17 protein-coding genes and 1 pseudogene are annotated in these 16,141 nt (G+C 69.6%); 13 read left to right on the top strand and 5 right to left on the bottom strand.

The window, feature by feature from the left end; translation table 11 throughout:
- Positions 1–81 precede the first annotated feature (81 nt).
- A complete protein-coding gene (locus WMF27_RS45225) occupies positions 82–1,194 on the top strand; it encodes a hypothetical protein (protein WP_437762670.1) in 1,113 nt (370 codons plus the stop codon).
- Between the two features lie 28 nt (positions 1,195–1,222).
- Here WMF27_RS45225 and WMF27_RS45220 read toward each other — a convergent pair whose 3' ends face one another.
- On the bottom strand, positions 1,223–1,402 hold the full coding sequence (locus WMF27_RS45220; protein WP_437762671.1) for a hypothetical protein: 180 nt from the start codon (positions 1,400–1,402) through the stop codon (positions 1,223–1,225).
- 248 nt (positions 1,403–1,650) lie between these two features.
- Between WMF27_RS45220 and WMF27_RS45215 the strand changes: the two genes are divergently transcribed.
- The 4 genes from WMF27_RS45215 to WMF27_RS45200 all read left to right on the top strand — a co-directional run bounded on the left by WMF27_RS45215 (position 1,651) and on the right by WMF27_RS45200 (position 6,141).
- A complete protein-coding gene (locus WMF27_RS45215; protein ID WP_437762672.1) occupies positions 1,651–2,499 on the top strand; it encodes an SDR family oxidoreductase in 849 nt (282 codons plus the stop codon).
- A 33-nt stretch (positions 2,500–2,532) separates the two neighbouring features.
- On the top strand, positions 2,533–3,111 hold the full coding sequence (locus WMF27_RS45210) for a hypothetical protein (protein ID WP_437762673.1): 579 nt from the start codon (positions 2,533–2,535) through the stop codon (positions 3,109–3,111).
- Positions 3,112–3,329: 218 nt separating this feature from the next.
- Positions 3,330–4,253 carry a nucleoside hydrolase gene (locus tag WMF27_RS45205; protein WP_437762674.1) on the top strand — a complete coding sequence of 308 codons (924 nt, stop codon included), beginning with the start codon at positions 3,330–3,332 and terminating at the stop codon, positions 4,251–4,253.
- Between the two features lie 244 nt (positions 4,254–4,497).
- Positions 4,498–6,141 (top strand): DEAD/DEAH box helicase, encoded by a 1,644-nt coding sequence (locus tag WMF27_RS45200; protein WP_437943635.1) that lies wholly within the window; start codon positions 4,498–4,500, stop codon positions 6,139–6,141.
- Between the two features lie 54 nt (positions 6,142–6,195).
- On the opposite strand, the gene WMF27_RS45195 is transcribed toward WMF27_RS45200, so the two are convergent.
- Positions 6,196–6,675, bottom strand: coding sequence for an MYXO-CTERM sorting domain-containing protein (locus tag WMF27_RS45195; protein ID WP_437762676.1), 480 nt, complete (start codon positions 6,673–6,675; stop codon positions 6,196–6,198).
- 63 nt (positions 6,676–6,738) lie between these two features.
- On the opposite strand from WMF27_RS45195, the gene WMF27_RS45190 reads away from it, so the two are divergent.
- Complete coding sequence (locus WMF27_RS45190) at positions 6,739–7,155, top strand: hypothetical protein (RefSeq protein WP_437762677.1); 417 nt, start codon at positions 6,739–6,741, stop codon at positions 7,153–7,155.
- Here the strand turns inward: WMF27_RS45190 and WMF27_RS45185 are convergent.
- A complete protein-coding gene (locus WMF27_RS45185; RefSeq protein ID WP_437762678.1) occupies positions 7,115–7,831 on the bottom strand; it encodes a hypothetical protein in 717 nt (238 codons plus the stop codon). The genes WMF27_RS45190 and WMF27_RS45185 overlap by 41 nt on opposite strands.
- Before the next feature lie 142 nt (positions 7,832–7,973).
- On the opposite strand from WMF27_RS45185, the gene WMF27_RS45180 reads away from it, so the two are divergent.
- From WMF27_RS45180 to WMF27_RS45170, 3 genes are all read left to right on the top strand, one after another.
- Complete coding sequence (locus WMF27_RS45180; protein ID WP_437943633.1) at positions 7,974–8,246, top strand: hypothetical protein; 273 nt, start codon at positions 7,974–7,976, stop codon at positions 8,244–8,246.
- The gene (locus WMF27_RS45175; RefSeq protein WP_437762680.1) at positions 8,236–9,033 is read left to right on the top strand and encodes a hypothetical protein; all 798 of its coding nucleotides are present in this window, start codon (positions 8,236–8,238) and stop codon (positions 9,031–9,033) included. The genes WMF27_RS45180 and WMF27_RS45175 overlap by 11 nt, the downstream gene beginning before the upstream one ends.
- 118 nt (positions 9,034–9,151) lie before the next feature.
- Positions 9,152–10,066, top strand: coding sequence for an AAA family ATPase (locus WMF27_RS45170; RefSeq protein WP_437944561.1), 915 nt, complete (start codon positions 9,152–9,154; stop codon positions 10,064–10,066).
- 93 nt (positions 10,067–10,159) lie between these two features.
- Here WMF27_RS45170 and WMF27_RS45165 read toward each other — a convergent pair whose 3' ends face one another.
- Positions 10,160–10,723: a hypothetical protein gene (locus tag WMF27_RS45165; protein WP_437762681.1), complete on the bottom strand. Its 564-nt coding sequence runs from the start codon at positions 10,721–10,723 to the stop codon at positions 10,160–10,162.
- A 195-nt stretch (positions 10,724–10,918) separates the two neighbouring features.
- On the opposite strand from WMF27_RS45165, the pseudogene WMF27_RS45160 reads away from it, so the two are divergent.
- Positions 10,919–11,095 (top strand): annotated as a pseudogene (locus WMF27_RS45160) (FAD-dependent monooxygenase); the annotation flags it as partial.
- A gap of 14 nt (positions 11,096–11,109) precedes the next feature.
- On the top strand, positions 11,110–11,682 hold the full coding sequence (locus tag WMF27_RS45155) for a hypothetical protein (protein WP_437762682.1): 573 nt from the start codon (positions 11,110–11,112) through the stop codon (positions 11,680–11,682).
- Positions 11,683–12,317: 635 nt separating this feature from the next.
- On the opposite strand, the gene WMF27_RS45150 is transcribed toward WMF27_RS45155, so the two are convergent.
- Positions 12,318–14,762 carry a cellulose binding domain-containing protein gene (locus WMF27_RS45150; protein ID WP_437762683.1) on the bottom strand — a complete coding sequence of 815 codons (2,445 nt, stop codon included), beginning with the start codon at positions 14,760–14,762 and terminating at the stop codon, positions 12,318–12,320.
- 644 nt (positions 14,763–15,406) lie between these two features.
- Between WMF27_RS45150 and WMF27_RS45145 the strand changes: the two genes are divergently transcribed.
- Positions 15,407–15,841, top strand: a complete 435-nt coding sequence (locus WMF27_RS45145; RefSeq protein WP_437762684.1) for a fosfomycin resistance glutathione transferase — start codon at positions 15,407–15,409, stop codon at positions 15,839–15,841.
- Between the two features lie 46 nt (positions 15,842–15,887).
- A complete protein-coding gene (locus WMF27_RS45140; RefSeq protein WP_437762685.1) occupies positions 15,888–16,130 on the top strand; it encodes a hypothetical protein in 243 nt (80 codons plus the stop codon).
- The last annotated feature ends 11 nt before the right edge of the window (positions 16,131–16,141 follow it).

The following is a 16,141-nucleotide window of genomic DNA, read 5'->3' as shown; positions in this document are numbered from 1 at the left end:
TAGCCGATCTCGGCAGGGCTGCGACCGGGCTCGGCCTCGGCGCCCGCAGGGCGCGGAATGCATCTTGTACCGCCCTGATCCATGGGCGACGAGGCTGCGCATCCTGGTGACGCAGCGGGGGCCGTGGCGCTCCCGCTGAGCGAGGCGACGAGCGAAGCAGGCGTGCGCGGGCGCCCTGTCGATGCATGGCTCGCGGAGCTCTTGTCCCGCGCGGTGCGCCGCTACAACCGGCGGCCTCGCCCCGCGATCATCGCGGCGTCGACCGGCGTGACGGAGTCGACCGACGCGCGCGCGGTCATCCGGCGCGCCTGCATCCGCTCGGCGCTCGCGGGCGGCGCGACCGGGGCGCTCTCGACCGGCGCGGCCGTGGCCACGGCCGAGACGAACGGGCTCGGCGGGCTCGTCGCGATCCCTTCGGCCATGCTCGCGATCGGCGGTGAGACGGTGCTCCGGCTGCTCCTGCACGTGCAGATGCTCTGCGAGCTCGCGGATCTCTTCGGGCTCCGGTTCGATCCGGACGAGCCGGCCGACGTGTGGGCGCTGCTCGCCCTCGCGTTCGGCGCCGTGGAGCACCCCCAGGACACCGACGATCCAGCGGGCGCGCTCGTGCGCTCGGCGCGCGGGCGCGGCTCGGATGTGGCGAAGCAGCTCGCGGCGCGGCTCGCCGGCGAGAGCGTGGCGCGCAACCTGGTGCCCGTGCTCTCGGTCGCCTCGTCGTCGATCACGAGCTGGGTAGTCACCCGGCGCCTCGGGGATACCGCGCGTCGATACCTGCGTTACCGGCGCGCGCTCGACGAGGCGCTCTGCGACGAGACGCTGTGCCCGCACCTCGATCGGCTGTTCGACGGGCTCTGGTTCATCTTCACCGCCGATGGCCGCCTCACGCCGGAGGAGTCCGCGCTGCTCGCGGCCGTGCTGCGGCGGCTGCCGGCCCCGGCGCGCGCTGGCCTGAACGAGCGGCTCGCCGACGACATCGGCTGGGTCGAGCGCCTCCGCGGCGTGCCGGAGGGCGCGCGCGCTCCGCTGCTGCGCGCGCTCGAGATCGCGGCGGCCATGGACAAGGTCGCGTCGCTGCGGGAACGGAAGCTCCTCGTCCACGCCGCGGCGGCGCTCGGCCTCCGGGTCGACGAGGGCGGGCTCGCTCGGATGATCCGCGAGTTCGAGGAGATCGGCACCCTCGGCGTGGCCGCGTAGCGCGGGGCGTAGCGCGCCGGCCAGGGAATCACGAGAGGGTGGGCAAGCTCGACGCGGCGAGGCCCTTGCCGTCGAGGAAATACTCGGGAGAGATCGTGGCGGTGACCTGATCGAAGAGCGCGCCACAGGCGCCCGCGGCCAGCGCGCCAGCGAGGATGGCCAGGTACTCGCGAAGACGGGAGGGCGAGACGGGTGGGCCAGGCCGCACGACGCCCACGATACAACGAGCGGAGGCGATCGTGGCAAGCTTGCCGGGGGATTGATCTCGGCCGACAGCGCGCTTCCCGCTCGGAAGCGCTCGGTGGGCAGGCAACAAACGAGCAGAGTTATTCCAATGTATTGGCGTGAGATCCGACATGCGGGAGGGTCCGTTGCACGCTGCTCTTCGGGCGCGGCCCGCCGACGAGGCGAGGGCATTGCGTCATGGAAGGTGAACGCGATGAAAGGGAGCGGCAGATGATCCTGGTGACCGGAGCGACAGGGAATGTTGGCGGTGCGGTGCTCGAGCAGCTCGTCGACGCGGGCCAGCCGGTCCGCGCGCTCGTGCGCGATCCGGCGAGGCTGGGGGCGCTCGGCGGCGACACCGCCGTCGTGAAGGGCGACCTCTCGAAGCCCGAGACGCTCGACGCCGCGTTCGCGGGCGCGGACAGGGCGTTCCTGGTCTGCGTGGGCGGCAACCTGCCGAGCCTCGCCGGCAACGCGGCCGACGCGGCGAGGAGGGCGGGGGTGAAGCACGTCGTGCTGCTCTCGTCGTCGAGCGTCGCCCGCGCGCCCGACGTCCAGATCGCCCGCTGGCATTGCGAGGCCGAGGCGCGTGTCAAGGCGTCGGGCGTCGCCTGGACCATGCTCCGGCCGGGAGGGTTCGCCTCGAACACGCTCCGGTGGGCCGCGTCCATCAAGGCACAGGGCGCGGTGTTCCAGCCCCTGGGCGACGCCAGGACGAGACCCATCGACGAGCGCGACATCGCGGCGGTCGCGGTGAAGGCGCTGACTTCGCCGGGGCACGAAGGCAAGGAGTACGAGCTCACCGGGCCGGAGGCGCTGAGCGCAGCGGAGCAGGTGGCGAAGATCGGCGCCGCGATCGGCAGGCCGCTCAGGTACGTCGACGTGAGCGAGGACGCCGCCCGCGAGGCGATGGTGAAGGCGAAGCTCCCCGAGGGCTTCATCCGCGCCTTGCTCGAGGCGTTCGCGTTGATCAGGTCCGGGAAGGGAGAGGAGCCGTCGTCCACCCTCGAGCAGGTCCTCGGGCGCAGGGGGCGGACGTTCGACGAATGGCTGGAACGCCACGTGAAAGCGTTCCAGTAGGGCGCGGCGGCAGTTCGCCAAGGAGGAGAGAGCATGGCATCGAAAGCGACCAGGATCCTCGTCATCGGCAAGAGGGCAGATATCCTCGAGCGGAGTGTGGCAGCGCTGAACAAGCAGGGGCACTCGGCCGTCGGCACCTTGAGCGCGTCGCCGGACACGGAGTTCCACGCCGGCGACTTCGACCTCATCACGATCGGCGGCGGCGTGGACGCCGCCACCCGGGCGCGACTCCACGCGCGCTTCAAGGAGCAGAACAAGGGCGTGATGGTGCTGGATGTGTACGCCCCGATCGCCGGCCAGCAGATCGCCTGGGCGCTCAGGAGATCTTCCGTCGAGGGAGAGCTCGGGAGCGCCTTCTCGGTGACGGAGGCCAATGACACCTTCGTCGCCCGCGCGACGATCGAGCGCGCCTGCACGCTGCGCCTCGACATCTACAGCTACCCCGGCGGCGCCCTGGAACCGGAGGTCGCACGCGTCGTCGACACCTCCGTCCCCCAGGGAACGCACGAGTTCAGGATCGAGAAGCAGCTCGCGCGTGACGGGTTCATGGCGGTGCTGACCTTGAACGGCGAGGAGCACCACCTGCACCGCCTGCAGCAGCACCCGGGCTGAGCCTCCCCGGCCGCTGACATAGCAGGCCCCCAGGGCGCCCGGCCGTGGTGGGGACGTGCCCCTTCATCGGCAGCGGAGAACCATTTTCATGCCTTCTTGCGCCCTTGCATCTTTGCGCCTTTGCGTCGAGATTCTCCTTCTCACTCACCGCGCGCCAGATCCCCGGCGGGGATCCCTGACGCGCGGCACCACCCCTCCGCGCTCGGAAGGAGCTCCTCATGGCACGAACGCGCGTTCTCCTGGATCACGACGGCGGCGTCGATGACTACCTCGCGATGCTCCTCCTGTTCACGATGGACCACGTCGATGTCCTCGGCGTCGTCGTCACCCCTGCCGACTGCTACATCGAGCCCGCCGTCAGCGCCACGCGCAAGATCCTCGATCTGGTGGGCCGCCACGACGTCCCTGTCGCCGAGAGCACCGTCCGCGGGCTCAACCCCTTTCCGCCCATCTTCCGGCGCGACGCCTTCTGCATCGACAAGATTCCCATGCTGAACGAGCGCGAGGAGATCCTCACCCGGCGCCTCCCCGAGGCTGGTCAGGCCTTCATGGCGAGCGCCCTGGGCGCCGTCCCCGAGCCCGTGACGCTCCTCGTGACCGGACCGCTCACCACCGTCGCCGCGGCGCTCGACATCGATCCTCGCATCGAGGGGAACATCCGCGAGATCGTCTGGATGGGCGGCGCGCTCAACGTGCACGGGAACGTGCAGACGGCCTTCGAGAGCGGACAGGACGGCTCCGCCGAGTGGAACGTCTACTGGGACCCGATCGCCGCCGACCGCATCTGGAAGACCGCCATCCCGATCACCCTCTGTCCGCTGGACATCACGAACCTCGTCCCCATCACCCAGGCGTTCCTCCGCCGCCTGTCCCGCCAGCGCCGCTACCCCCTCTCCGACCTCGCGGGCACCTGCTACGCGCTCGCCGGCCACCAGGACTACTTCGCGTGGGACGTGCTGACGACCTCGTACCTCGGCAAGCCGGAGATGTTCACCCTGCGCGCCTGGGAGACGGAGATCGTCACCGCGGGCCCCTCGCAAGGACGCACGAAGGTCGTGCCCGGCGGTCGCCCGGTGCAGGCGCTCGACCATGTGGATCTCGAGCAATTCTACGGATATCTCTTCTCCCAATGGTCGAGGTGACACAGGGCGGCGGGCACAGGCTGGCATCACGATCATATCCCCGACGCCCGTCGGTACCCGCGAGGACCTCGCGGCGGTCGAGCGAGTCGCCGGCGTGGTATCTGCACATGCCGCGCGAAGCTGACCGCAAGCGCCTGCGCGGAGCGGCCTCGGACCGTGGCGCACACGGACAGCGGCCCCGGGCTATGCTGCCGCGGCGCCCGCGCGAGAGCTCATGACCACCCCCTCGACCGCCTCAGCACCGATGGGCCCCGGCGCCCCCGCCCTGCGCCCTTACCAGCGCGCCGCCGTCGATGCCGTCCTCGCGGCCCGCAGGCGCGGCGTCCGGCGCATGGTCGTGTGCCTCCCCACCGGCGCTGGCAAGACGGTCATCTTCTCCCATCTCGCCCGCCTCGCCAGGCGACAGGTCCTCGTCCTCGCCCACCGCGAAGAGCTCCTCTTCCAGGCGAAGGACAAGATCGAGCGCGCCCTCGCCGGACAGGCCACGGTCGCCGTCGAGCAGGGCGAGCTCCGCGCCCCGGCGGACGCGCGCGTCATCGTCTGTTCCATACGCTCCCTCCACGAGAAGCGGCTCGAACAGGTCACCGGCGGCCGCGATATCGGCCTCGTGATCTACGACGAATGCCACCACGCCCCCGCCGACGACAACCGCCGGGTCCTCCGCCAGCTCGGCGCCTTCGACCCCGCGTGGACAGGCACGCTCCTCGGGTTCACCGCCACGACGGCCCGCGGCGACGGCAAAGGCCTCGACGATGTCTTCGAGGCGATCGTCTACAGCCGCTCCCTCACCGAGATGATCGCGGACGGCTACCTCGCCCCCCTCACCGGCTACCGCGTCGCCACCGCCACCGACCTCTCCCCCCTCGACGCCGGCGGCCTCGACTTCGCCACGGACGAGCTCGAGGAGGCCGTGGACCTGGAGGAGCGCAACGCGCTCGTCGCCCGCTCCATTCAAGAGCTCGCCCGCGACCGGCGCACCATCGCCTTCTGCGTCACGGTCGCGCACGCCAGGAACCTCTCGAAGGCGCTCAACCACCTCGGCGTCCGATCCGCCTATGTCCACGGCGACATGCCCTCCGACCTCCGCGGCCGGATCCTCGCCGATTTCCGGGAAGAGCGCGTCCAGGTCCTCACCAACGTCGCTGTCCTCACCGAGGGCTTCGACGACCCCGGCGTCTCTTGCATCGCCATGGCCCGCCCCACCCGCTCGGACGGGCTCTATGCCCAGTGCGTCGGGCGCGGCACGCGCCTGCATCCAGGCAAGAAGGATTGCCTCATCCTCGATTTCGTCGACCTCTCCTCGCTCCAGCTGTGCACGCTGCCCTCGCTCTTCGGCATGCCCCGCGACCTCGATCTCGAGGGCAGAGACGCCTCGGAGGCGAGCCGCTTCTTTCGGCAAGTGACCTTCGACTACCCCGGGTTCGAGGTCGAGGCGGGCCGCATCACGCTGCGCGAGATCCAGGAGCGCGCCGCGCACTTCGATCCGCTGAGCCTCCGCGTCGACCCCGAGGTGATGGCCATCTCGCGCAATGCGTGGGCCTCTCTCGGCCGCTTCGGCCTCGCGCTCCACTTCGAGAGGAAGCCCGGCGCGATCAGCGAGGTCGTCGTCCTCGCCCGCGGTGCCCGCGGGAAGCGGTGGCACGTCCTGCTGGACGGCAAGCAGGTCGAGCGCTTCTCCACCCTCGAAGAGGCGGTGGCCGCGGTCGATTACGAGGTCGCGCGCCGCGGCCCCGCGGCCGGGGCTTCGGCGCGCCACGACGCGGCATGGCGCAGGGGGAAGCCCCCCGTGCCCCTGCCGGCCGAGCCCCCGAGGGGTCATCCCCCGCCGAGCACCATGGAACAGGCGATGATCCTCGCGGTGTGGGCGAGGGTCACCGCGCCAAGGTGACGGATCGCCTCACGGTGTGCTTTCCCATGATCGGGCCACTCGGCTGGCCCAAGGTCAGCCGCGGCTCCGGCGCCGTCGCATCGCCAGGGCGGAGAGCCCCACGGCGAGCGCCGCGGCCCACGAGCTTGTCGTGGAGCTGGCTCCAGCGACGACGCACCCACAATCATCGTCGGAGGACCCCGTGTCCGGCGTTGTTCCGCCGAGCCCACCTCCCTCGCCCGGTGCGTCGCCGCCCCCGGAGGAGGTGGCCGTCGTCCCCGCCCCGCCCACGCCGTCGCCGGAGGACGTGGTGGCCGTCGTCCCCGAGGGGAGCTCGCGAAGCAGGTGCTCGAGTCGCGCGCGGACGAGCCGGGCGCCGGCAAGGCGATGCAGGGCGGCGCCATGCGACGGCGGTGCAGGGCCGGGCCGTGGGGTGGCGGCGCGGGGTCGGACCGTGGCGCCGGGGTGGCGGCGCGGTGGCTCGCATCGGGGCGCGCCGCGCCGCCGGTCACTCCAGGACGGCGCAACGATGTCCGAAATCGGCTCTCTCGACATGGCTCCGTTCCGCTTGACGGAGCGACCACAGGTCGCTGCACTACGACACGTGAGGAGCCCAACATGAACTACCTACAAAAATGCTTGCTCGCCGTCGGGTGCATGGCAGGGACAATCCTGGGTTGCTCGATCCCCGAAGGCGGGGACGGGGATCTGGATGCGAGTGAGAATGGGGGCGCCCTGCCCCAACCCGGAGCGTCGCAGGAGATTCCGAGCTTCGAGCGCGTGGACGACTGGTTGCTTCTGGGCGACGGTGAGCTCTCGGCCGTCGCCCATTCGTCCGAGGGCGCTCGGGCCATCGAGGTCTCCACCGCCGGTGTGGCCCGGCTGGAGAGTCTTCCCTTCGAGGTGGCCGAACCGCCGACACGCATCGGGGTCGACCTGCGCACGGCCGATGAGGAGTATTCGTGGACCGGTGACCTGCAGGTATCCATCGACTTCACCGTTTTGCGGGGCGCCGCCTCTCTCGCCAGATGCTGAAGACGAGCTGCCCAACGGATACCTTCGCCGTCATACCTGGCGAAGCGGCGCCTACGTTCAGATCGAACTCGCTCGCCTTCAGGAGGCGCTCGAAGGCGACCCCCAGATCCTCGGGATCACGGCGGACGATGCCGCGCAGCACTTCATCGCGCTGGTCGACCGTGGCGCGACCCAGGATCTCTCGACGGTGGCGGAGAGATTGGAGCTGCTCCAGCCCACGATCCCCCTCGTGGTGCGACCGAGCTGCAGGAGCGGTGGTGAGCTCAGGCGAGCCCTCGAGGTCATCCAGCGCGGAGAGTTCCACCCGCGCGCCGCGGAGGTGGAGCTCCTCTATTCCTTGGGCGTCGCGAAAGGACGTTATGACGTGCTCGCGGATCGCGCCGGGGCGGACGTGGCGCGAACCCTGCAGACGGAGCTGGGTCCCCTCGTAAGAATCGAATACCGTCCCTTCGGCCACCATGGGCGCTTCGACGACGGCGAGCCGCACTACGGAGCCGCGGCCATCGAGAGCAATACAGGGAACTGCACGGCAGGGTTCGTCGTCAATTGGGGGCTCATTCGTGGCGCCGTCACGGCGGGGCACTGCCTGGGCTTCGTCGGGGAGGATGTATTCTCCGGGCCGGAGTTCTGGGGGGGAAGCCACCCTCTTCCCCGCCAATACGACGTCGTGGGACATGGTGTTCGTCGGCCCGTCATTCCCGCCGGAGACATACTCCCCGCGCATCCATACGGACCCCTGCTGCCCTACCACAAGACCAGTCACAGCAAAGGTGGCCCCGGCGGTCTCGCAAATCGTGTGCATCAGTGGGAGGAACTTTTTGGCCAAATGCAGTGTCGAAATTTTGAGGATGGAGACAACCCGGACTATCGACGGAAGGAACAGGGCGAATGTATGGATCGGCAAGCGCGCCGGCGTGAATATCGGGGCTCCGGCCGACTCCGGCGCACCGATCTACATCCCCGTTGGCTCCGGGAACGCAGCGATCGTTGGAATGCATATTGCTGGGTTCCTGGCCGCCCCGTTCGACGAAACCTGGTTCCACGCCGTCGGCGATATCGAAGCTCAGCTCGGAGTCACCGTTGCATTCTGACAGGAACCTCGCCGCCGCCCGGCTGCTCGCCGGCTCCCTGCTCCTCGTGATCGGATGCAACGCGCGCGCGCCGGCAGAGGGCACCGGCGCCGCGAGGAGCGGGGCCGAGCCGCATGCGCCCCGGAGATCGGCGTCCTCGTCGCCGAGGCCCGACCCCCCTCCGGCGGCGAGCCCGTCGAGCGCGGCCCCCTCGGCAGCCCCTGCTCCATCCGCCGTCGATCGCGCGCCGTTCCGTCCCGTTCCATTCGAGGCGATCCAGAGCGCGAAGCACGACATCATCGAGGACCACGCCGTCCGCGTGGATCTGCGCCCGTACTGCGAGCCCGAGGCTCAGGAGCCAGGCAGCACCAGCCCGTCCGGACCCATGGCGTGGCCAGGGCTCCGCTTGGACGACTATACCCCGTTGCACGAGCTGCTGTCGAAGAACCCGTCGTTCATCGGGGTCGTCCCCGAGCGGAAGCGGCGTCTGATCGTCGTCGTCTTCGAGCCGGATTTTCGTGATTGGGCGTCGGTCCAGCGCGAGATTCCGGCTCCAAGGCGCGTCCCGGTCGAGCTGCGGCCGGGCTGTCACACGCGGCAGCAGCGGGAGCTCGCGAAGCAGGTGCTCGAGACGCTCGCAAAAGAGCCGGGCGCCGGCAAGGCGGTGCACGCATGGGCGCCTGACGCGTCGATCGCCGGGTATCGTGTCTTCGTGCTGCCGGGCGACGAGGCGACGGCGGCGTTCGTCGCCGAGCGGCTCGGCTCCATCGCGAACGTCTGGTTCAGCCGGCCTTTTGGACATCATTGAGCTGCGGCGCCCGCGGGCGGCGCTCCATGCAGCGCTCCCGCGGCCCTTCGACCTGGGAGGCGCCGTCGCCCGCGCTCCCGGCGCCGCCCTCCAGGATCGCGGAGCGCTCCGCGGCGCGATGCCGGGACCGGCACCGTCCCCCGGCTGGCGTTGCTACCGTGAACCCTTCATGGCACCCTCGCCTAGGTGCCGGTCGAGCCGGCGCGCCGGACCTCCGATCCGGTCCGCTCGCCCGAGCTCGACGCGGTCTGAGCTCGACGCGGCCTGGGCTCGACGCGGAAAGACCGAGATCAGGGTCGGCTCAACTCGCACCGTAGACTCGGCATGCGCGAGCGACTTCGCTGAGGGCGCCGGCGGAGCGCACGACGACGCAGGGCGACGCGCAGGCGACGCAGGCGCAGGCGACGCGGGTGCAGCGGGCAGAGGCGCGTGCCCCGCGCACGGTTCAGGCTTCGCGGCGCGGGCCGGGGGTTTGGGCGTCACGAGAGAGCGCCACGACGAGCGAGGCGCGACCACGCCATGGTATCTCACAAGCGGGATCTTCGGCGGAGGAAGCAAAGCCGCGAGCCGGGTCGCGGAAGATCGCACGCGGCCGGATCAGTCGTGCAAAGGGGTGCTCTTCGAGCTCCTGAACGAGATGGATGGCCTCGGGGAAGACGCTGACGTCCTGTTCCTCCTGACCACGAACCGTCCGGATATCCTGGAGCCCGCGCTTGCATCTCGACCCGGCCGCGTCGATCTCACCATCGAGGTGCCGCTGCCGGATGGCGAAGGCCGCCGCAGGATGTTCGAGCTCTACGGACGCGGGCTGACGCTCAAGGGGGTCGATGTGCCCCGGTGGATCGCGCGCACCGAGGGGGCGAGCGGCGCCTTCATCCGCGAGCTGCTTCGCAAGGCGGCGGTCTTCGCCGCCGAAGAGGGGCAGGAGATCGTGGTGGAAGATCGGCACCTCGACGACGCGATCCGGGAGCTCGTGCTGTGCGGCGGCGGCCTCACGAAGAGCCTGCTCGCGGCGCAGAAGATGATCGAATGAGGGGGATCGCCCAGCCATCGCCATGGGCACGGCCGCTCGCGGCTCGCGATGATGACCGACGCTACCTGGCGAAGGAACTCGGGCCGCGGACGCTCAAGATCCCTTCTTCCCGGTCGCCTTCCCTCCCCTCTTCGCAGCCGCCTTCCCCGCCCTCTTCGGCGGCGCCTTCTTCACTGCCGCCCTCTTCGGCGGCGCCTTCTTCGCCGCCGCCTTCTTCGCCGGCGCGTCGCCCCGCTTCCGCCGCTCTCCCGGCACCTTCCCGATGCGCGGATCGCCCGCCTCGATGAGCGCGCAGGCCCGCAGCGCGGCTTCTTCGAAATCGGGCGCGTCCGCCGGGAGCACCTGCCAGCCCGTCACCCCGCTCCCGAGCACCTCGATGCTCCGCATGCTCGGAAACGCAGGGCGCAGGGCCGCGTGGTGCTCCGCCGTCGTGGCGAGCCAGACGCCGTTGTCCTGCGCGGGCGGGGGCTTGTCGCGCAGGATGAGGACGATCTTGTCCTCCACATAGACCGCCACGCAGCCGAACATCGGCCGCGTCTCGGGCCCGAGCGGGGCGAGCGCGTCGAGCACGAACTCGTGCGGTACCGGCTTGCGCTTCCTCGCGACGAACACGTCCTCCGCCGACGCGACTCCCCCGCTCCTGCTGCGCTTGATCATGGCGACCAGGATAGACGAAGCGGCGGCCGCCCGCACCGCCAGGCCGGCGCCCGCGCGACGCACCGAGGACACCCGAGCGCCCGAGCGCCGCCGAGACGACCGCGACGCGACAGCCCGACGATGATCCAGCCGGGGTCAGGCTCCGGTCGGATCAGGCGCGGTTGACACCTGCCCCCGCCCGGTGACACTTCACCGGTGGAACATCGGACGGTCCTGATCTCGGGAGCGAGCATCGCCGGTCCCGCGCTCGCCTTCTGGCTTGCGCGCCACGGATTCCGACCCGTCGTCGTGGAGCGCGCCGACGCGCTCCGGCTCGGCGGGCAGAACATCGACGTCCAGGGCGCGGCGCGGGAGGTCGTGCGCCGCATGGGGAATGGAGTCACAACATGGGCGTAGACTTCACCGCCATCGTCGACCATGGCCTATCCTGGGATGAGCTGTATGAACTGCCATGCGCGCTCAACGCTGCTTGGGCACTACCGCCCGTGCTCCGTCCATGGGTGCAGGAGTGGGCCCGGGCTGGACGAGCGTCGTGGGGATGGAAGCTGAGCGGGCTCAGCTCGAACGCCGCCGAGGAGCTATTCAACGAGGGCTACGTGTGTATGGATGGCCCAGACGGATTCCGCGCCAGTGTCCACAAGAGGTTGGTCGAATTCACGCATCTGGCGCGATGGTGGTCATTTCTTCACGAGCGTGACGTGCGGCAGGGTCTGCGAGAGTCCCTCCGGCTATTGTCAACGGTGGTTCGAGCGAGCATGGTCATCTACCTGCCGGACAGCGGCTTCAGGCCGTCAGAAGCGTCCGATCTGCTGTTCGAAGACGCCGGCGCTGGCGACGTGAAGAAGTGGCTGGAGACGAACGTCGGACCATCGATGGCCGACGCGGCGAGCCTCCTCGATGTAGACGACGATTCCGTAGAGACCGCCTACTTCATCGAGGAGGTCAATCCAGGTCGTTGATGTCAATGCACCAGGGAGCGCCTCCGGCATGATGTTCCCCGCTTGGTCCCAGACGCCGCCCGACGCGACGCCTGGCCGTTCGTTCAAGCCGACCAGGAACCCAGGCTCCGAGGCCCGGTCAGGCCGCGCCGGCCGCGCGCCGGGTAGTGGTCGTGTTTGAACATGAAGGCGGGAAGGCGGGAAGAAAAGATCAATGATCTTCCCGCCTTCCCGCCTTCATGTGAACTCTCTCCGGGCAAATGCGACCACTACCGCGCGCCGGGTGAATCGGTTCTCGGGGCGCGGCAGCCCCAGGTCCTCGCGCAGCGTGCGGCCCTCGTATTCGGTGCGGAAGAGGCCGCGGCGGGAAGAGGCCGGGCATGCTCTTGAGGTGCTCGGGGCTGCGCCCGTACTTGGCCAGGCGGCCCTTCACATCCGCGTAGAAGGCCCGGGCGGCCGGTGCAGCTGCGCCTGCGTAGCCGCAAAGCGGCGCGACGAGAGCCCATGGGGAAGCACAGGTGCTGCGGAGGTGCTTCCGGGGCAACACCTGACAAGTCCCCTCATCTTGTTGGGATTGTCAGCGGGAAATTGAGCTGCGGGGCGGGCGGCGCGCCCCGGCTGGTCCTCGATGCCGGCCAGGGCGCGCCGTCGGCGGCTCAGGGAGCAAGCGCTGTCTTGTCGAGGTGACCGAAGTCCCAGGCCACGGAGGAGCCTTGACCGTAGTCGACCCTCACCGGCTCCTGCGCGGCGAGGCGGTCGAAGGCGGCGCGCGGGAGCAGGAATTGAACGGTGTGGAGGTCGCCGTTCGGATGGCGTGCCGCGGTGCTTCGCTCGGCGCCGACGGTGAGCACCAGGTTGGTGGCGCGGAGGTCGAAGAACTCGGCGCTGGTGAGCGTGAGCTCGACAGCGTCGGACCCGCTGCTCCTCACGCTCTGGATGGCATTGCCCGCCGTGATCCGCCGCGCCTCGGGCCTGCTCGTGCCTGCGGCGCGCGCAAGGGACCTCGGCGGCGCTGCGCTCGACGCAGCGGAGGCGAGCTGCCCCGGAGCCGCCGGGGCCTCGGTGGTGGCGCGGGTGGCGCGGATGTTCGCCAGGTACAGGCTGCTTCCGTCGAGCGGGGTGGTGAAGGTCAGACGAACCCCGCGCACCGACGCGAGCGTGGCGCCGCTGAACGAGGACAGCGGAATGCGCGCGGTCGGCAGCGTGGTGCCGCCGCGCGGCGGTGGACCGAGCTCCAGGAACTCATCGATGGCGACGGCGCTCGACCGGGTATCGTCGGCGTTCACGAGCTCCACAAGGAACGACGCCTCGGTCGGGTCGGAGCCCCAGCCGCGGTCCGCGCGAAGATCGAGGAAGTCGTACCCCGTGAGATCGAAGCCTGTGCCGGCGGAGGACCAGTTCGACTGGAAAAACGTCGCGCTGCCCGCGGCCACGTCGTGGATCCAGGCGCCCGAGAGCGAAGGGTCGTGCCCGCTCAGGGCCGTGTGCTCCACCGAGAGGGTGCCGCCGGTGGTGTTCGGCAGGCCATACGAGCTCGTGCCGGTCGGGTTGATGAAATCCTCGAGCAGCAGGCTGTCGGCGGAGCCGCCGCCCGGGTGATAGCCGCGGCGGACGCGGTATGGGACGTCCGGAAAGGGGAAGGCGGGGTCGAACAGGGCGTTCGCGGCCTCGTCGCGCTCCGCGCCCACGTTGGCGGTGAAGAACTGAACGGCCGCCAGGCGACCCGTCTCGCGCTGCGCCGGCGAGCCGTACTCCAGCGGATCGAAGAGCTCCTCATGGTCGATGCAGCCCTGGATCCCGCCGCTGTTCCCGTCCGCGAGCTGCCACTCGCTGTTGTAGTAATTGTGATTGGCGCCCCACACATGATAGAAGGACTTGGAGAGGGGCTCCGGCTCGGCGATGCTCATCATGCGATCGAACGGGCGCATCCCGGGCAGATCGCTCAGGTCCCAGTCGCAGGCCGGAAGGATCACGTTCCAGGCCGTCTGGTCGGCGTTCAGGCGCTGGCCGTTCTGGCCCTGATCGGTCGGACCGATCTCGAAGATCCCGCGGATGCTCACCGGGCTGTCTATCAGCGCAGGCCAGGGGCTGCCGCTCCGGCGGTACTCGTTGTAGGCGAACCGCACGGCCTCGCCGCCGCGCGAGTGCCCCAGCAAGCCCACCTGATCGAAATCGATGCGATCGAGCAGATCCACGCCGAGCTCCGGGGGCGTCGGCTCGGCGCCGCTGTCCCAGCGGCTCAGCCGCTCCAGGTGGCGGAGCAGCAGGCGTCCGCGCGGCCCGATGACGAGCTCGTCGCTGGGCGAGCCCGACGCGGCATGGATACCCCGGTTCGTGTTGATGGACACCACGAAATAGCCGCGCGCGGCGAGGTCCTCGGCCATGTAGTCGTAGCCGCGATGGTTGGGGACGACGACATAGTTCGCCGGGCACGTCCCCGTCGTGGCATACTGGTTGTTGTTGTCCGTACGAGGATTCACGCCCGTGCCGCACGTGGGGTGGTTCCCGTGCATGAACACGAGCAGCGGATACTGCCGGCCGGCCTCCAGGTTCGCCGGGCGGTAGAAGGACGCCCAGAGCTCGGTCGCGTAGTCAGGGCTGACCATCGCGTCGATCGCGGCCGAGAACTTGTACTCCGCGATCGCCACGCCGCCGCCCATCGGCGGCAGGTCGCTGCTGACCGACAGCACGACCGGCTCGATCCCCTGGCTCGGGATGCTGGCGCAGAACCCGAACTGGCGGCTCTCCGACGGGGGGATCGCCGCATTGCTGCCTTGAGGCGTGACCGTGATCTGCCCCGTGCTCCCGCTGAACGTGCCATCCCAGGACGAGAAGATGGCGCCCGGGCCGACGTCGAGCGCGACGCTCCACGTCCCCGTCGTGGCGCTCGGGTGCTGGTTGCTCACGACGATGCGCGCGCAGTACCCCTGAGCCCACTGCGAATCGATCACGCGATCCGCGCTGATCCCGTTCGCGCCCTGCAGCGCGGCCTGCGATGTGCCGATCGGCTCCGTCGAGCCGTCGCTGCACGCCGGCAGCAGCGCCAGCGCTAGAGCCGCCACCCACGTGTCCCATCTGCTCTGGAAGCTGAAGTTGTGCATGGTTCTTACCCAAGTTGGTGATGAAGCGTCCGATCGTCGCGCCTCGTTCGGCAGGGCGACGAACCACCCCGTGCGTCACGACGCTCTGCTGACACTCGAACCGATCTAACGTCCGGATTCATGGCCTGGCAAGCGCCGGAGATGACCCGATGCGTATGCCCGATGCCGTGATTCAGCGGTGATACCGGGGCTCACACCTGACGACGCACGCCGCGCGCTCGTAGCGACGCGGCGGGCGGTCGCCCTCGGTGTGACGAACGCTATTGGCAAACAAAGGAGCCTTGTCAAGCTCAGCAGCGCGAAATCATTTCTTCATCGCCGGACGGCCGACGACGGCGCATGGCATAGTCGCTCTTCGACGCCTGCGCCAGTAGGGTTCTTCCGGACTTCAGCACGGATCCTCATGCGCCTGGCGCGCCACCCACCCTCGGCGACTCGTGGTTTAATTTCGAAAACTATCGTGTGAAATAATGTAAAAATCATGAAGTTCATTGCGTCCGGGCGTCTGCCGGCGCGATGCGCCGTGGAGGGGCGAGGCCGCGCCGGGGCCGGCGCTCGCCCTCCCCGCGCCGGTCCGTCGACCGGGTGCTTCGAGAGATCGAACACTCCCGCACGAACCCGTTGTCGCCTATGCTGCCGGAGCCATGGCGATCGGCGGCGTCAACCACGTGACCCTCGCGGTTCGCGATCTCGACCGCGCCGTGCAGTTCTACGTCCAGGTGCTCGGCGGAACGCGGCGAGCGCAGTGGGCCAGGGGCGCGTACCTCGAGCTGGGAGCGCTCTGGCTGTGTCTCGAGCTGGACGCGCGCGCCGCTCGGCAGGCCGACGACTCGCACCTCGCGTTCTCGGTCGATGCTGAGGGCCTCGCCTCCCTGGGCGAGGCCATTCGCCTGAGCGGGGCCCGGATCTGGAAAGAGAATCGCTCCGAAGGGGCGTCGCTCTACTTCGAAGACCCGGACGGCCACAAGCTCGAGATCCACGTCGGCGACCTCCGGACGCGCCTCGCGTCCTGCCGCGAGAAGCCCTACGAAGGGATGGAGTTCTTCGACGACGGAGAGCGCGGGACGCCGGCGCAGTGAAGGCGCGCACCGGCGCGATCGCGAAGATCAAGATCTGGAGGCAGCGATGAGCCGAAAATCGATTCAGGTGAGCGTTCTGAAGCAGGTCGTGGCAAGCGCCGGCCAGCAATTCTCTACCAAGGACATCTCAGAGGACGAGCGGATGCTCGCGGCCCACCCCGAGCTCGCGAGCCACAGCCACTACCACGCGTTCGTCGGCGGCGCGCTGAGCGATCACCACGTGACGCTCGACATCGTCGAGGTACAGGAGGGGACGTCGCGCGGATCCCGCTGGCAAAAGCAGGGTTGAAGGACAGGAGC

The organism is Sorangium sp. So ce281 (assembly GCF_051527395.1).
In the GTDB taxonomy this organism is placed as follows: Bacteria; Myxococcota_A; Polyangia; order Polyangiales; family Polyangiaceae; genus Sorangium; species Sorangium cellulosum_B.
Note: the sequence above shows the minus strand (reverse complement) of the source record. Positions and strands in the feature narration are given on the sequence as shown.

Coding starts and splice junctions, on each gene's coding strand:
- WMF27_RS45225 (WP_437762670.1), top strand. CDS start 82: ATGGGCGACGAGGCTGCGCATCCTGGTGACGCAGCGGGGGCCGTGGCG.
- WMF27_RS45145 (WP_437762684.1), top strand. CDS start 15,407: ATGGCGATCGGCGGCGTCAACCACGTGACCCTCGCGGTTCGCGATCTC.
- WMF27_RS45190 (WP_437762677.1), top strand. CDS start 6,739: ATGAACTACCTACAAAAATGCTTGCTCGCCGTCGGGTGCATGGCAGGG.
- WMF27_RS45150 (WP_437762683.1), bottom strand. CDS start 14,762: ATGCACAACTTCAGCTTCCAGAGCAGATGGGACACGTGGGTGGCGGCT.
- WMF27_RS45215 (WP_437762672.1), top strand. CDS start 1,651: ATGATCCTGGTGACCGGAGCGACAGGGAATGTTGGCGGTGCGGTGCTC.
- WMF27_RS45205 (WP_437762674.1), top strand. CDS start 3,330: ATGGCACGAACGCGCGTTCTCCTGGATCACGACGGCGGCGTCGATGAC.
- WMF27_RS45155 (WP_437762682.1), top strand. CDS start 11,110: ATGGGCGTAGACTTCACCGCCATCGTCGACCATGGCCTATCCTGGGAT.
- WMF27_RS45185 (WP_437762678.1), bottom strand. CDS start 7,831: ATGTCCCACGACGTCGTATTGGCGGGGAAGAGGGTGGCTTCCCCCCCA.
- WMF27_RS45195 (WP_437762676.1), bottom strand. CDS start 6,675: ATGTCGAGAGAGCCGATTTCGGACATCGTTGCGCCGTCCTGGAGTGAC.
- WMF27_RS45170 (WP_437944561.1), top strand. CDS start 9,152: ATGCCGGGACCGGCACCGTCCCCCGGCTGGCGTTGCTACCGTGAACCC.
- WMF27_RS45210 (WP_437762673.1), top strand. CDS start 2,533: ATGGCATCGAAAGCGACCAGGATCCTCGTCATCGGCAAGAGGGCAGAT.
- WMF27_RS45165 (WP_437762681.1), bottom strand. CDS start 10,723: ATGATCAAGCGCAGCAGGAGCGGGGGAGTCGCGTCGGCGGAGGACGTG.
- WMF27_RS45200 (WP_437943635.1), top strand. CDS start 4,498: ATGGGCCCCGGCGCCCCCGCCCTGCGCCCTTACCAGCGCGCCGCCGTC.
- WMF27_RS45140 (WP_437762685.1), top strand. CDS start 15,888: ATGAGCCGAAAATCGATTCAGGTGAGCGTTCTGAAGCAGGTCGTGGCA.